This window comes from Kordia sp. (genome assembly GCF_045105435.1).
In the GTDB taxonomy this organism is placed as follows: Bacteria; Bacteroidota; Bacteroidia; order Flavobacteriales; family Flavobacteriaceae; genus Kordia.
Genome location: NZ_JBGCDL010000263.1, coordinates 1 through 16112 on the forward strand (window position 1 = coordinate 1; position 16112 = coordinate 16112).

A 16112-nucleotide genomic window follows, 5' to 3' on the forward strand; every position below is an offset into this window, starting at 1 on the left:
TAGCATGGCAAGTATGAATGTAACTTGTATGTTTTTCTTCATAAAAAAATCATTTTTGAGAAGTGAAAAATATATGCTTAAAGTTAAGAATTAAAAAAAGAAAACCCGCAACGTTCATTAGAATATTGCGAGTTTTGTGTATGTGTTAATTTTATATTTCTATAACTCAGCAGCCAATCTGCTTCCTTGGTCAATAGCACGTTTTGCGTCTAATTCTGCTGCAATGTCTGCGCCACCAATTACGTGTACCGTCATTCCTTTGGCTTGTAAAGGATCTAACAATTCTTTTAAAGGTGTTTGTCCTGCACAAATGACAATGTTATCAACTTCCAATACTTTGGCTTCTTCATTTTGCGTGTAATGCAATCCTGTGTCGTCAATTTTTGTATACTGAACTTCTCCAATAAAGTTTACTTTTTTCTTTTTTAAGTTCGCTCTATGAATCCAACCTGTGGTTTTTCCTAAGTTACCTCCAAATTTCCCTTTGCTTCGTTTGAACATGAAAATTTCTCTTGGCGAACCGTGAAAGTTCGGTTGCATGTTTTCAATTCCGCCACGTGCTTCCAATGTTTTATCAATTCCCCATTCTTGCAACCAAGCATCAATATTTTGCGAGGTAGATTCGCCTTCATGTGATAAGTATTCCGAAACATCAAAACCAATTCCGCCTGCGCCAATAACAGCTACACGTTTTCCAACAGGTTTTTTATGCTTTAAAACATCTAAGTAACTGAGTACTTTTTTGTTTTCAATACCTTCAATTTTTGGAACTCTTGGTTTGATTCCTGTTGCCAGAATGATTTCTTCAAAACTCCTTTGCGAAAGTTCATCCGCAGTAACGCGTTTACCTAATTGCAATTCGACATTGTGCAATTCAATTTGTTTGTTGAAATAACGAACAGTTTCATAAAATTCTTCTTTTCCTGGAATTTGTTTTGCAATATTGAATTGTCCTCCAACTTCTGTATGATCGTCAAAAAGTGTGACTTCATGTCCGCGTTGTGCAGCAATGGTCGCTGCTGCCAATCCTGCTGGTCCAGCTCCAATAACTGCAATTTTCTTTTTGATACTTGCTGGTTTGTAATCGAATTCTGTTTCGTGACAAGCTCTTGGATTTACCAAACAGCTAGCTATTTTTTTCTTGAATATGTGATCTAAACATGCTTGATTACATGCAATACACGTATTAATTTCTTCGTCTTTTTCTTCGGCAGCTTTGTTTACCCATTCGGCATCAGCCAAAAATGGTCGCGCCATTGAAATCATATCTGCATGTCCGTCTGCTAGTATTTTTTCAGCAACACTTGGCATGTTAATTCTGTTTGAAGTGATAAGTGGCACACTCACTTCTTTTTTCATGCGTTCCGTAATCCACGTAAATGCTGCTCTTGGAACCGAAGTTGCAATCGTAGGAATTCTAGATTCATGCCAACCAATTCCTGTATTTATGATAGTTGCGCCAGCTTTTTCAATCGCTTTTCCGAGTTGTACTACTTCTTCCCAACTACTTCCTTTATCTACCAAATCGAGCATAGACAAACGATATATAATGATGAATTCTTTTCCAACAGCTTCGCGAACTCCTTTTACAGTTTCTACTGCAAATTTCATGCGATTGGCGTAATTTCCTCCCCATTTATCAGAACGTATATTGGTACGTTCGGCTGTAAATTGGTTGATTAAGTATCCTTCCGAACCCATAATTTCGACTCCATCGTACCCAGCTATTTGAGCCAATGCCGCAGATTTCGCAAAACTTTTGATTGTTTTTTTGACACTATTTCCGCTTAATTTTTTCGGTTTAAATGGGGTTATTGGCGATTGAATTGCCGAAGGTGCAACATTTAACGGATGATATCCGTAACGACCTGCATGTAGAATTTGCATGCATATTTTTCCACCATTTTTATGTACTGCTTCAGTGATTACTTTGTGCTTTTTGGCATGTTTTTTTGTGCTCATTCGTGATGAAAATGGCGTTAACCAACCGCGAACACTAGGTGCCATTCCTCCTGTGACAATCAATCCGACTCCGCCTTTTGCGCGTTCTCCGTAGAAAGCTGCCAAACGTTCAAATCCATTTTTTTCTTCTTCCAAGCCTGTGTGCATGGAACCCATTAACACACGGTTTTTTAGTGTTGTAAATCCGAGATCTAATGGTTCAAAAATATGCTTGTATTTCATGTATACTGATCGTTTTGTGGTTGTCATAAATATAGTACAATTCTTTCAAAAAGAACACCCTTATTTTATTATGCGTGCATAATAGTATGCAATATAACTCTTTTTTGAGAAGTGTCGCATATTATTCGTTGTTTGCGTTGAAATTGGAGTTGTTTTTATTTAAATAAAAATGCTGCTTTAAATTCATAAAACAGCATTTTTTGTAGAAGTTTTCCTTTATTATATTTTTTTCAATTCAGGATATTTTTTATTCCAATTATCAATAGCAGTGTTCAACATATTGTAAAAACGTGTTGCTTCATTCTGCTCTTTAAACTTAATATTTTTGTTGTTTACTTTGATCGCAAAACCATTCCATCCCATAGCGGTCTGATTAAATCTATGCGCTGTTGGCCTTTGTGTGATAGCGCCTAACCAAATATTCAGATTGTTTTCTGTTCCTGGTAAGTTTCTATAAATATGTACATCGGTCAGTGTTATTTTTTCTTTTAGTTTACGTCCTGTAAAACCATGAATTCCGTTAAAGGTTCCTAAGGTTTTATTTACTTTTTTTGATGCTGCAATGAGTAAATTCCTTTTTTCTTCTTCGGCTTTTCGTTTTGCTAATGCTGCTTCTCTCCTTTTTTGTTCTTCAATTTGTCTTTGCTTTTCAATTTCAATATCATTCTTGATGTTGGCTTTATTTGCTGCTGTTAATGGGAAGCTTTCATTTTTGTATGAAAAAGATATGTTATTTACACGCCAACCATCATCAAATTTTCGAAGAAAGGCTTTTCCTGTGCCTCCTTTTATGATAAATCTTTTTACAACTTCATCAATATTTGCATATTCCCAAGAAAACTGTACTTCTTTTGTTTTTGAATTATTTCCAGCATCAGCAATTCCGTCTATAGTAGTTACAACTGCCTTTCCGGGTCTTTTTAATGTAATATTATTGTAATTTTTATTGTAGAAATACGTTTTCCCTTTTTGTGTAATAGTTCCATTTTTCTGCCAATACCCTTGTTGTGTACCATTATATTTTGCTTGACTGTTAGTTCTTGGCTTTTGCCCTAATACAGTAAATTTATTGTGTTTGTTAATCAAATCTTCAGCTTCACTTCTTGATAAGTTGTTACCGCAAGATGATAATAAAATTAAAAATAGCAACGCGTACACGTATTTCATAACTTCAGTTTTAAATGTGGAATGTTTATGTATTGGGAGTTGATAAAACTAAAATAATCTTATTAATAATCAAAATAATAAAAAGGAATTACTAAAAAAAGCTGCTTCAAAAGGATATCTTTTTTGAAGCAGCTTTCTGTGAAAGTTTTTGATTTTCTCTTGATCAATTCATAGGAACCTCAACCACTAAGATTCTTGAATTTTCTTTGATATTGATGTCTATATTTTCTGTTTCCCAAATACCTAGCGCATCTTTTTTAGAAAGTATTTCGTCGTTTATTGCAATTTCTCCTTCTAGTAAGAATACGTAGATTCCGTGTGAAGCATTGTTTAGTTTGAAATTGACTGTTTGTGAAGCATCAAAGTTTCCTAATGAAATGTATGCGTCTTGGTGAATCCAAAGTGCGTCATCAATAACCTTATCTTTTGGCGCAACGACTGTTTGAAATTTATTTTCACGTTTGTTTTGATCAAATTGTTTTTGCTCGTAACGTGGTGCTACACCTAATTCTTGTGGCTGAATCCATAGTTGTAAAAAGTTAACTTCATCGGTTTTACTGTCATTGAATTCGGAATGCTGTAAACCTGTTCCTGCCGACATGACTTGCACTTCTCCAACTGTGATGGCGCGTTTGTTGTCCATACTATCTTTGTGCGATAATGCTCCGCTTAACGGAATGGAAATGATTTCCATGTTTTGATGTGGATGTGTTCCGAAACCCATTTTTGGTTGTACAATATCGTCATTTAAGACTCTGAGTTGTCCGAAGCCCATTTTTGTCGGATCTTGGAAACTTGCGAAACTAAAACTATGATGACTTTTAAGCCATCCGTGATTTGCTTTTCCTCTTGTATTTGCTCTGTGAAGTATTGTTTTCATTTTGTGTGTTGTGTGTTGTGTGTTGTGTGTTGTGTGTTAAGTTATTTATTTCCTATTTGTTTCAAAGACTAAACTGCTAAACTTATAAACTATTCAACTTCATTTTTGTCTATTTATTTTTTGTCTATTTGTTGATTTATTTTGACCTTCAAACATCTCATAAACAGCTAATTGTGTTTTGGAAATTCTCAATACTCAGTTCTTAAATCTAAATACTCTTTGAACTAGCGTAAGCGATTGAGAGATTTGTTGGAGCTCCTCAGAGAGAGCGACTCTCGAAAGCGCGACCTTCGATTTTTCGCGAAGGTTACGCCCAAATTATTTTTGCCGCTTTGCTACTATTAATCTGCTTTACTTCCTTTTGTCAATTCGTTTTGGTCTTCGAGAGCCTCAGACCTCATAGATTGTGCTTTAAAACTTCTCAATACTCAATACTAATATCTAAAAGTTTTAGTAGAGATGCCCCATTTTTACCTGTTGGTAATCTCTTAAAGCTTCCGTGATGTGTTATTTTCTTTTTTATTTTCCATGGAATATATTTGCTTTTAAAAATAGACTGTCTAAAAAGTTATATTTCTATCAAACCGAACTCGATACGGTTTCGCATAGCAATTAAAAATCAGCTTTATGAAATACTGTATCAAGTCAAAAATGACGACTTATGCGCTTTTTAGAGAGCCTTTTATTAGTGCAAAAGCTATTAACGGACTTTGTCCAAGAGATTGCTTAATTGCTTGGCTTCTTCTTCCGTTAGCTTGTCGAGAATTTTTCTTTTTTCTCCTAGTTTATCTATTTCTGCCAGTAAGTTGAGTCCATCAGTTGTAATTGCAATGTGCACTACTCTTCTATCGTCTGGACATGGAATGCGTTCTATGAAATTTTTACTGCATAGCTTGTCCATTAAACGCGTTGCATTTGGAGCTCTTTCAATCATTCGGTCTTTAATTTCCTGAACTTTGATCGCTTTTCCTGCACCTCTTAATATGCGCAAGATATTGAATTGTTGTGGTGAGATTCCGAATGGTTTAAAGAATTCGTTCTCATTACTATTGATCCAATTTGCTGTGTATTTGATATTGATTAAAGCTTTCACTTTTTCCGATGGAAATGTTGATTGTATGTCTTTAGAGATGTCTCCCATAAATAGATGATTTTAGTTTTTTAAGAATGAATTGCAACTTTCAATTTAGCAACCTCAGCTTGTAATTTTTCAAGCAAAGCAGCATCAATTAGTTTTCCATCTTTAAAATTGTCGTTGAAACTTGGTAATGAATAATCACCTACAATATTTCCACCCATGTATGGTAATCTTCCTTTTGCAATGTCTAAAACCGTTTGTCCACCGCGAGCTCCTAGTGATGTTGCCATTACTAACATTGGTTTATCTGACCATAATTTTCCGTCTATGCGTGACATCCAATCAAAGATATTTTTAAAAACTGTTGCATACGCTCCGTTATGTTCTGCTAAAGACAATACGATTCCATCAGCAGCTTTGATTTCTTTTAAGAATGCGTGTGCGTTTTCTGGAATTCCGATTTCATTTTCTCTGTCAATTCCATACAATGGTAATTCGTAATCGTTTAAGTCTAACACTTTTACTTCTGCATCTTCGACTAAACCTGCTGTATACGCTGCTAATTTTTTGTTTATTGATGTTTTACTGTCACTTCCGGCAAAGGCTATTATTGTTTTCATGTGTTGTATTTTTTTAATTTTTTTTCTATTTGATGATACAAACCTACGAAAAATATTTTTATATTCCAAGGAAACTATTTCCGTGTAATATTATTTATGATATTTTAAGAAAACTTTCAAACTTTGCTCCTTTCAATAGCGATATTAGTTTCGTATTTTAGCAACTGAAAAATTAATAACCATGGACATTAACTTCAATAAAAACGAAGATCACAATAAACTTTTAGCATCAGATTTACGCAAACGCCTAGCAAAAGTAGCGCTTGGTGGCGGACAGAAACGCATTGATAAATTGCACGCTAAAGGGAAAATGACTGCGCGCGAACGTATTGATTTTCTGCTAGATAGCAAAAAACCATCGATTGAAATTGGTGCTTTTGTAGGTGATGAAATGTACTCAGCACACGGCGGTTGTCCTTCTGGTGGCGTTGTAGTAAAGATTGGTTATGTGAAAGGAAAACAATGTATTGTTGTTGCAAATGATGCAACTGTAAAAGCAGGCGCTTGGTTTCCTATTACCGCAAAAAAGAACTTACGTGCACAAGAAATTTCTATAGAAAACAGATTGCCTATTATTTATTTGGTAGATAGCGCTGGTGTGTATTTACCTATGCAAGACGAAATTTTTCCTGATAAAGAACATTTTGGACGTATTTTTAGAAATAACGCTGTAATGAGTAGTATGGGAATTACCCAAATAGCTGCCGTTATGGGAAGTTGTGTTGCTGGTGGTGCATATTTGCCTATTATGAGTGATGAAGCACTGATAGTTGATAAAACAGGAAGTATTTTCCTTGCGGGAAGTTACTTAGTGAAAGCCGCTATTGGCGAAAGTATTGACAATGAAACTTTAGGTGGTGCCACAACACATTGTGAAATTTCTGGCGTGACCGATTATAAATCGAAAGACGATAAAGATGCACTAACGACCATTCAGAATATTGTGAGCAAGATTGGTGATTATACACCAACAGGTTATAATAGAATTAAAGCAGCAAAACCTTCTGAAAATCCAGATGATATGTTTGGAATTCTACCAAAAGCACGTCACGAACAGTATGATATGAAAGAAATCATCAAGCGAATTGTTGATGGTTCTGAGTTTGATGAATATAAAGAAGGATACGGAAAAAGTATTATTACCGCATACGCAAGAATTGATGGTTGGGCAGTTGGAATTGTAGCCAATCAACGTAAGTTGGTAAAAACTAAAAAGGGAGAAATGCAGTTTGGAGGTGTTATTTATTCAGATTCAGCTGATAAAGCAACTCGATTTATTGCAAATTGTAATCAAAAGAAGATTCCACTAGTATTTTTACAAGATGTAACAGGATTTATGGTTGGAAGCAAATCGGAACATGGCGGAATTATTAAAGATGGTGCCAAAATGGTAAATGCCGTGAGTAATAGTGTGGTTCCTAAGTTTACCATTGTGATTGGAAATTCGTACGGAGCAGGAAATTATGCAATGTGCGGAAAAGCATACGATCCGCGATTGATTGCCGCTTGGCCAAGTGCTGAATTGGCAGTTATGAGTGGAAATTCTGCCGCAAAGGTATTGTTACAGATCGAGAAAGCTTCCTTAAAGAAGAAAGGCGAAGAAATTACGAAAGAGAAAGAAGAAGAATTATTCAGCAGCATTAAATCGCGTTACGATAAGCAGATTTCTCCGTATTATGCGGCGGCACGTTTATGGACAGATGCAATTATAAATCCGTTAGATACCCGAACTTGGATTTCTATGGGAATTGAAGCTGCCAATCAGGCGCCGATTGAGAAACCTTTTAATTTGGGTGTGATTCAAGTTTGATTAGAAACGACTTTGCCTTATTAGATTGTTAGACCGTTTTGCTTTTAAATCGACTTTGCCTTATTAGATCGCTACTAGATTTTAGACATGTTTGATACGTCTTTGTGAAGCACAGCGACGTGGCAATCTGTTTCTTTTAGGAAGCGTATTTTGTTTTGATTTTAAAATGCTGCAAGAAAGTTAAAATCTTCTTTAACAAACAAATTGATAGCTTTCAAATCCTCAACCTAAAAGTTCAAGTTTTGAAACTTTGGGTATGGATCGCTCGCTTTTAGATGGTTTTACTATTAGATTATTAGGCTTGTTTTGTTGCTGATAAAGTTGTTTACTTCCTCAGTTGTTCAAGGTATAGATTTCTAAATTTATGAACTTATAGGCTTTGTTGTTTGAAATTTTTAACATTAAAAACTACTACTAATTTCATAATTTCTGCTTAAAACCTCAAAATCTACATTGAAATCTCTCAATACTCAATACTAATAACTCAAAACCAACTTGAAAGCTCAACAAATAAGAAAAGGCCTAGTAACCTAATTACCAGACCTTTTCCCCCTAAAAAACCTAAAATAACCTAATCTTTATTTCATTTTGAAAGCAAAGATTCGCTTCTAACTAAGTCACAAATTCTATGCCATTCTATATAATTTTTATGAATTTTTTAACAAAAAAAGAAAAACCTAGCAAGTATGAATTTTACTAGGTTTTTCAAAACAACTAAACAACCAACCTTTCGTTAATTCTATATTAAAAGTACGTTGATACTTTTGATTCTCAAACCCATATTGAGCAAACACGCTGTATTGATGAGTAAAGTGACATACTTACTTAGTTGCCGTTGGTTTTGCTTTTACCAATCGGATGAATTCTGCTCTGTATCCGTTTTTGTCTTCTCCTCTACCCAATTCTGCTAAAGCGATTACATCTTTAAGTTTTGAGTCGTTATTATAGTTAGAATTTCTTAACTGCATTCCAAATAAAGCAACTGCCGCCGTAAAGTTAAAATCAGTTGATGCATTTTTTGCTACTTTATTCTCAACTACCGCTTTTAACTGAATGCTTCTGTTCTTGTTTGGCTTTTTGTAGCGAATTTTTACAGTAAGTAATTCGTCAGAGTATGATTTTTTATTTGTATTCTGACTTGTATATTTTAAATTATCTACATCTTTTAAATAAGCAGATTCTACGCCAACCGGAATGATTTCATATAAAGCCGTAACCACATGTCCTGCGCCCAATTCGCCTGCGTCTTTTTTATCATCTTTAAAATCTTCATCATTCAACAAACGATTTTCATACCCAATTAAACGATATCCTTGTACTGTATTTGGATTGAATTCTAATTGCAATTTTACATCTTTCGCAATTGTATATAATGTTCCGCCAAATTCCTTTCCGAATATTTTATAGGCTTCTTGCATTGTATCAATATATGCATGATTTCCGTTTCCTTTATCAGCTAACAATTCCAAACGATCATTTTTATAATTCCCCATTCCAAAACCTAATACAGATAAGTATACGCCAGTTTCACGTTTTTCTTCAATGAGTGTTTCCATGTCGCTGCTACTTCTTATTCCTACATTAAAATCGCCATCAGTCGCCATAATCACACGATTGTTTCCTTTTTTAATGAAATTATCTGTAGCAATTTTATATGCCAATTCAATTCCTGCGCCACCTGCGGTTGATCCTCCAGATGATAGATTGTTCAACGCATTCATAATTTTTTCTTTCTCAGCTCCAGAAGTTGGTTCTAACACCAATCCTGCTGCGCCAGCATAAACTACAATGGCAACTTTGTCTTCTTTTCGCATTTTATCTACCATTAATTTGAATGCTTTTTTGAGCAATGGTAATTTGTTTTGAGCTGACATAGAACCCGAAACATCGATTAAAAATGTAAAGTTTGATGGTGGAATTTTGTTTAAAGGAATTTCTTTTCCTTTCAAAGCAATTTTTAACAATTTAGTGTCTTTATTCCACGGTGTTACGCCAACTTCGGTGTGAATTACCAATGGATGTCTTCCTTTAGGTTGTTTGTAATCGTACTGAAAATAGTTGATCATTTCTTCAATTTTTACAGCATCTGCAGGAACATCTATTCCGTTATTAATCATTCTGCGTACGTTACTATACGAAGCTCTATCGACATCAATTGAAAATGTAGATAACGGCGTTAATGTTGCTCTTTTAAAGGTATTTTCGTTGATTTCTTTGTATGATTCGTTTGATGTTTGATATTGTGGATTGTGATACGATTGATTTCCACTTAATGAAGCGTATCCTCTAATTGCTATTTTACTTCCTAGATTTTGCCCACTACCAGTATTAACTCTAATCCCAGCTGCTTGTCCTTGTAGTACTTGATTTACGTTTTCAGATTGAACAACTGATATGGCTGAACCTACTGCCTTATTTTCTTTTTTTATTCCGTATGCTACTACAACTACCTCATCTAAAGTTGCATCTCCTTTCATTTGCACATTCATAGTAGCCTGTGTTACCACAACTTCCTGTGTAGCAAATCCAACATAAGAAAATACTAAAGTTGCGCCAACATTGGTTTGCATCTTATATTTTCCATCAAAATCGGCAGTTTTACCTTTCGTTGTTCCTTTTATAAGTATGGATGCGCCTGGCAATGGCAGTCCAGCTTCGTCAGTAATTTGTCCGCTGACTTCTATTTTTTGTGCCCATGCCTGGCTAATGACCAAGAATATGCATAGTGTTAAGAATTTTTTCATCACGTATTGTTTTAAATGTTTACACGAAACTAAGTATCCAAACGATGCTAAAAAACTGTAAATGCGTGAAGTGGCGTTTTGAGTTAGGGAACGTGTGAAGTTGAAGTAGAAGTAGAAGTTGAAGTAGAAGTTGAAGTTGAAAATGAAAATGAAAAACTGAATATGATTCATTAACGTCAAATCGAGTGAACTTGTAAAACAAATTAGTATCGAGATTTACTATGATTTTCCCAAGCTGTTCTCGATACAATTTTCTTGCGTTTCGACTTCGCTCAATGCGCAAAAATTACTCGAACTGAGGGTTGTGAAGTTGAAGTTGAAATCGAAACTGAAAATGAAAATGAAAAACTGAATATGATTCCCTAACGTCAAATCGAGTGAATTTGTAAAACAAATTAGTATCGAGATTTACTATGATTTTGCCAAGCTGTTCTCGATACAACAAATCATAGATTTGCTATTCGAACTGACGGCTTGAAGTTGAATATAACGAATAACAAAAATTAAACCTTCAAAGACGCAACAGTCTTAGCGCGTTGCACTTTCCCAGTATTGGTTTCTACAAAGTCTGGCACTGTGTAAATCGCTTTAGGAATTTCGAATTTGGAGAACTTTTCCGATTGTTTAATCGTTTGTAAAAGCTGCGAAGTATCAAGTTGTTTTTCTGTAGCTTCTATAAGTAAAATCAGCTTTTTTCCAAGTTTTTCATCAGCAATAGCTGCAACAAAAAACCGTGTATTGATAAATGAATTCAGCTTCTCCTCTATTTGCTCTGGATGGAGTTTGATTCCGCCACTATTTATGACATTGTCAAATCGTCCTAGCCAATTAAATTCGGTTTCTGAGATGATTTTAACAACATCATTCGTGCTTATTTTTTCTTCGGTAATTCGTGGCGCATCAATCACCAAACAATTTCGATCGTCCGTACTGATGTGAATATTCGGTAAGGTTTTATAAATTGCTGTTGCACCTTTCGGGAGATAATTTAACGGTTTTGCCGCAATATGCGTAATCGTTTCTGTCATTCCGTATGTAGCATATATTTTAGTTGAAACTGTTTGCAAACGTGCTATCAAAATACTAGAAGCTGGCGCACCACCAACAAGTAAAGTTTTGATTTGGTGTAAATGTGCTAATGAATTTTCAACTTGCAACGGAACCATCGCACAGAAATCATAGTTTTTTTGCAGTTTTTCTAACGGATTTAAGCTTGGCGCGACAATATCTAACGAAAGTCCTAAAATCATGGCGCGCACCAACATCATTTTTCCTGCGATAAAGTTTGAAGGTAGACATTGCAAGGCTTTATCGCCAGATTCAATTCCAAAAAAATCGCCTGTAGCCAACGCAGAATGTACCATTGCTTGTTTTTTCAAACGAATTTGCTTTGGTTTTCCTGTGGATCCAGAAGTAAATACAACTATATATTCTTTGTCATCGAGCCAATCGATTAAAAAATTGCCCATCGTTTGTTCATACGGTTTTCCTTCTTTTACAAAACTATAGGCTACTTCTTTTAAGCCTTCGCCATCAAAGTGTATACCATCTAATTTGAATTTTGGGTGAATATTTTTAAAGCTTGGAATCATTTTTGTTAATTGTTCTATAAAATTAAAGATTCGCGAGGAAAAATCACTAATTCATTGCGTAGTTTTTAGTAATTTAGTGGTTCATGTCTATTTTTCAACACAATAACTATAAAAAGGAATTGTTTTACTAAAGTAGGTTTCTCCATACGATTTTAAACTGTAATTTATGACGACATCATATTTGAAATTCCCTGTATTGCTTTTATTCTTTGCAATTCATGTTTGCTTTGCGCAGAAAAACGCTTCCGAAGATTTCCGTTTTTTAGAACGTTCCGAAGACATCAAAATCAATTTGAAAAAAGGAGCTTTTACTATTGTGAAGCGCATTCACGAAAAAGGAGAATATGTAACCGCAAACAATCTGTATTACGCAAACGAATCACTTCATTTTGATAGTTTTACCAAATTAGAAGATATTGAAGCAACTACGTATTTACCAGCTTCTGGAAAGACCTTGAAAGTAGATTATATTGAAACGAAACACGAATTTGATGATGGTATTTTTTACAGCGATCAACAAACGAAAAACTTTACGTTTCCTGGTGTTACAAAAGGCGCAATTACCGAGTTAAAATATAAGGAAGTCATCAACGAACCACACTTTTTAGGCTTGTTCCGTTTTGGAACCTATGCGTCAACACAAAAAGCCGTTTTACGCATTGAGTTTCCTAAGAATGTAGAAATTGGCTTTAAGGAATTTCACACCGAAAATATTCAAATTGATTTTAAGAAAGAAGAAACTAAAAATAGTAATGTATACACTTGGACTTCCGAAAACGTGACGAAATTCACTTCGGAAGATAATGCCGAAGCCGCTTTGTATCACTTACCGCATGTTATTTTACACATAAAGAATTATACCGAAAAAGGCAAAACGATTCCAGTTTTAAATAATGTAAAGGATTTGTACAGTTGGTATGCTTCGTTAGCGAAACAAGTGGATGAAAATGACTTGAAAAACGTGTATAAAATTGCCGAAGATATTGCAAAAAAGTACAGTACAGATCGTGAAAAAGCGAAAGCTATTTACAATTGGGTACAAGGAAATATTACGTATGTTGCCTTTGAAGATGGCTTAGGCGGATTTATTCCACGCGGTGCTGCAAGTGTTTGCAAAAACCGTTATGGCGATTGTAAAGACATGGCAAATTTATTGTATGTAATGCTAAATCGTGTGGGAATTCCATCGTTTAGAACCTGGATTGGTACGCGCGATCGTCCATATTTGTATGACGAAGTACCAACGCCAATGGTAGACAATCACATGATAACGGCAACTGTTATTGATAAGGATACGATTTTTATTGATGGAACCGATAGTTATGTCAATTTTGGCATGCCGAGTTCATTTACACAAACAAAAGAAGCCTTGATTGGAATTTCGCCAGATAGATTTGTACTGAAAAAAGTTCCGGTGCAGTCTTCAGAAAAAAGTAAAACGATTATTAATACGACAATCACCTTTGAAAATGGCGCAATTAAAGCTTCTGAAAAACGTGTGATGACAGGTTATGAACGCGTTGATTTTGTCACAGATTACCTCTACAAGAAAAAAGATATTACCGAAGAAGAATTTTTGAATACAACGTTGGCAATCGGAAATAACAAAACAAAATATCAAAATATTCAGGTTTCTCCGTTGGAATCTAAACATGAAACCTTGACGCTCGATTTTGATTTACTGATTGAAAGTTATGCCAAAACAATTGGTTCAAAAACAATTTTAAACCTCAACATTGATCGCGCCTTATCAAAACAAAAAATTGATATTGAAGCGCGTAAATATGCCAAAAAAATTGATCATAAGTTTCAAAAAGAATATACAACAACCTTTGTGATTCCAAGTGGTTACAATGTAACTTCTGTTCCAAAACCTATTAAATACGAAGGGGAAAAGTATGGTTTTGACATTCATTACGAAAAAAAAGAAAGCGAAATTATTCAACATAAAGTCATATACATAAACACATTGCGTGTAGAAAAAGAAGATTTTGAAGATTGGAATGGTTTCATCAAAAAATTAATAAAAGCCTACAAAAAAAGTATCATCATTGAAAAATAAATCAACATTTATGAGAGCAGTTATTGTCATCCTTTTGTGTTTAAGTTCAACACAAGTATTTTCTCAATTTTATAAAGAATACGATTGGGCAAAAAAGCCAACCTTGCATACACTTACTGAAAAAGAAGCCAACGAATCTTCCATTTCCATCATGGAAAAATATGTGGTAGAATATATGGCTCCTTCTTTTGGAAAAGATGTAAAAAAGTTTGAAACTACACATACAATTGCACGTGTTCATGACGAAAAAGGTATTAAAACACACAACACAGTGTACATTTCTATGTATGAAGTCATCAATATTGTGGACATTAAAGCGCGTACAATTTCGCCCGACGGAAAGGTAACTTTGCTAAACAAAGACAATATTAAAGAAGTGAAGAATGTTGAAGAATATGGTGATTTTAAAATCTTTGCGATTGAAGGTGCTGGAAAAGATTCTGAAATTGAAGTCTTGTATACCTTAGAAAAAGAATTTTCTGCTTTTGGAAGAGAAACATTACAAAAAAGTTATCCGATCAAAAAATTGGAATACGATTTTATTTATGGAAAGCTTCCTGGCCGTGCTAAAGTCTATAATGCTTTTACCGATTTTGATGATCGCATGTACAACAAAAGACAAGGAAAACAATTGGTTTTAGAAGATATTGTTCCTATGATTGAGGAAGAATATGCAACGCCCGATTCCAATAAAACATACATCGCGTATCAATGTTTTGGTCTTGGAACAAATGTCACGGACGACATGTTGTGGAGCAATGTTGTGACGAATATTACAGACGGAATGTTTCCAGAGAAAGTACATCCTGAAATTGCAAAAATTGTAGAAACGATTCTAAAAGGTCAAAAAACAGACGAGTTTACCAAAGCGTATTTGATTGACGATTATGTAAAAACAAATTATACAATTGTACAAAATAACAACGCGCAACTTTCTGATATTGATTATATTATTGAAAACAAATCGGCAAGTGATTTAGGAATCATCAAAGTATATTCGCATTTATTAGAAGCTGCAAAAGTGGAATACATGCCTGTAATTACGGCAGATGTGTATGAACATAGGTTCGATTCTGAATTTTTTAATCCTGGTGCTTTGCGCGAATTTTTAATCTACATTCCAAAGACGTTTAACTATATTACGCCAAATCGTGTGGATTATCGTTTGAGTGAAATTCCACCAAATATTTTAGGAAATACAGGAATCTATGTAAATAACAAAAAGCAGTTTAGCTTTTATAAAATTAAACAGAAAGATCAAGATTACAGTCGCGTTGCGCGAAACATGAATATTTCGTTTGAAGACGAAATGGAATATGTGAAAATTGACCAAAATCAAGAGTATTACGGACATTGGGCAATGAACAACCGTGCGTATTTGAATTTAGTGCCTGATGAAGCTGCCAAGGAATTTGAAGACTATTTAACAGGTTCAGGAATTGAAGATAAAGTCGTTAAAAAATACGAGACCGTAAACAAGGAAATGGCGCAATTGGAATACAATACACCATTTTTAGTAAATAGCACTATTACTTCTGAATCTTTATTAGAAGAAGCGGGCGATAGTTATATTTTTCAAGTTGGAAAAGTCATTGGAACGCAAAGCGAATTGTACCAAGAAACGAAACGTATCAATCCAATTCAGATGCAATATCCAAATCGTTATAATTATGAAATCATTGTAAACATTCCGAAAGAATTCGAAGTTGAAGGCTTAGAATCGTTAATCATCAAAAAAGAATTGTTAGATGAAGAAGGAAAGCAAAAATGTAAGTTTGAATCTAATTATAAGCTTGAAGGCACAAAACTTACCATCATGATTGAAGAGTTTTACAAGGAATTTGAATACGATATTGCAGAATATGAAGGTTTCCGCGAAGTTATCAATGCAGCTTCTGACTTTAATAAAGCGGCAATTTTGATGAATCCGAAGGAGTAACCTAATACGCATATAGGTTCATAAGAAAATCTATCA

General features: G+C 34.6%; 10 protein-coding genes. 3 read left to right on the plus strand and 7 right to left on the minus strand.

The features are described from left to right. Positions 1-159 precede the first annotated feature (159 nt). The 5 genes from AB8B65_RS13370 to AB8B65_RS13390 all read right to left on the minus strand — a co-directional run bounded on the left by AB8B65_RS13370 (position 160) and on the right by AB8B65_RS13390 (position 5929). Positions 160-2184 carry an FAD-dependent oxidoreductase gene (locus AB8B65_RS13370; RefSeq protein WP_405301603.1) on the minus strand — a complete coding sequence of 675 codons (2025 nt, stop codon included), beginning with the start codon at positions 2182-2184 and terminating at the stop codon, positions 160-162. Between the two features lie 219 nt (positions 2185-2403). After that, positions 2404-3351: a hypothetical protein gene (locus AB8B65_RS13375; protein WP_405301604.1), complete on the minus strand. Its 948-nt coding sequence runs from the start codon at positions 3349-3351 to the stop codon at positions 2404-2406. Positions 3352-3514: 163 nt separating this feature from the next. Further along, complete coding sequence (locus AB8B65_RS13380) at positions 3515-4231, minus strand: pirin family protein (protein WP_405301605.1); 717 nt, start codon at positions 4229-4231, stop codon at positions 3515-3517. A gap of 700 nt (positions 4232-4931) precedes the next feature. After that, a complete protein-coding gene (locus AB8B65_RS13385) occupies positions 4932-5372 on the minus strand; it encodes a MarR family winged helix-turn-helix transcriptional regulator (protein WP_405301607.1) in 441 nt (146 codons plus the stop codon). A 20-nt stretch (positions 5373-5392) separates the two neighbouring features. Continuing rightward, entirely contained in the window at positions 5393-5929 is a 537-nt protein-coding gene (locus tag AB8B65_RS13390) for an NADPH-dependent FMN reductase (protein ID WP_405301609.1), read from the minus strand. Positions 5930-6110: 181 nt separating this feature from the next. Between AB8B65_RS13390 and AB8B65_RS13395 the strand changes: the two genes are divergently transcribed. Then, complete coding sequence (locus AB8B65_RS13395; protein WP_405301610.1) at positions 6111-7739, plus strand: acyl-CoA carboxylase subunit beta; 1629 nt, start codon at positions 6111-6113, stop codon at positions 7737-7739. A gap of 821 nt (positions 7740-8560) precedes the next feature. On the opposite strand, the gene AB8B65_RS13400 is transcribed toward AB8B65_RS13395, so the two are convergent. After that, entirely contained in the window at positions 8561-10483 is a 1923-nt protein-coding gene (locus tag AB8B65_RS13400; RefSeq protein ID WP_405301611.1) for a von Willebrand factor type A domain-containing protein, read from the minus strand. A 503-nt stretch (positions 10484-10986) separates the two neighbouring features. Beyond that, entirely contained in the window at positions 10987-12075 is a 1089-nt protein-coding gene (locus tag AB8B65_RS13405) for an AMP-binding protein (RefSeq protein ID WP_405301612.1), read from the minus strand. 166 nt (positions 12076-12241) lie between these two features. Here AB8B65_RS13405 and AB8B65_RS13410 point away from each other — a divergent pair, with 166 nt between their 5' ends. Continuing rightward, positions 12242-14137, plus strand: a complete 1896-nt coding sequence (locus AB8B65_RS13410) for a DUF3857 domain-containing protein (protein ID WP_405301613.1) — start codon at positions 12242-12244, stop codon at positions 14135-14137. Positions 14138-14147: 10 nt separating this feature from the next. Then, complete coding sequence (locus tag AB8B65_RS13415; RefSeq protein WP_405301614.1) at positions 14148-16076, plus strand: hypothetical protein; 1929 nt, start codon at positions 14148-14150, stop codon at positions 16074-16076. Positions 16077-16112 lie beyond the last annotated feature (36 nt).

Excerpts from the sequence above, each read along its gene's own strand:
- AB8B65_RS13370 (WP_405301603.1), bottom strand. The coding sequence starts at position 2,184 with ATGAAATACAAGCATATTTTTGAACCATTAGATCTCGGATTTACAACA.
- AB8B65_RS13375 (WP_405301604.1), bottom strand. The coding sequence starts at position 3,351 with ATGAAATACGTGTACGCGTTGCTATTTTTAATTTTATTATCATCTTGC.
- AB8B65_RS13380 (WP_405301605.1), bottom strand. The coding sequence starts at position 4,231 with ATGAAAACAATACTTCACAGAGCAAATACAAGAGGAAAAGCAAATCAC.
- AB8B65_RS13385 (WP_405301607.1), bottom strand. The coding sequence starts at position 5,372 with ATGGGAGACATCTCTAAAGACATACAATCAACATTTCCATCGGAAAAA.
- AB8B65_RS13390 (WP_405301609.1), bottom strand. The coding sequence starts at position 5,929 with ATGAAAACAATAATAGCCTTTGCCGGAAGTGACAGTAAAACATCAATA.
- AB8B65_RS13395 (WP_405301610.1), top strand. The coding sequence starts at position 6,111 with ATGGACATTAACTTCAATAAAAACGAAGATCACAATAAACTTTTAGCA.
- AB8B65_RS13400 (WP_405301611.1), bottom strand. The coding sequence starts at position 10,483 with ATGAAAAAATTCTTAACACTATGCATATTCTTGGTCATTAGCCAGGCA.
- AB8B65_RS13405 (WP_405301612.1), bottom strand. The coding sequence starts at position 12,075 with ATGATTCCAAGCTTTAAAAATATTCACCCAAAATTCAAATTAGATGGT.
- AB8B65_RS13410 (WP_405301613.1), top strand. The coding sequence starts at position 12,242 with ATGACGACATCATATTTGAAATTCCCTGTATTGCTTTTATTCTTTGCA.
- AB8B65_RS13415 (WP_405301614.1), top strand. The coding sequence starts at position 14,148 with ATGAGAGCAGTTATTGTCATCCTTTTGTGTTTAAGTTCAACACAAGTA.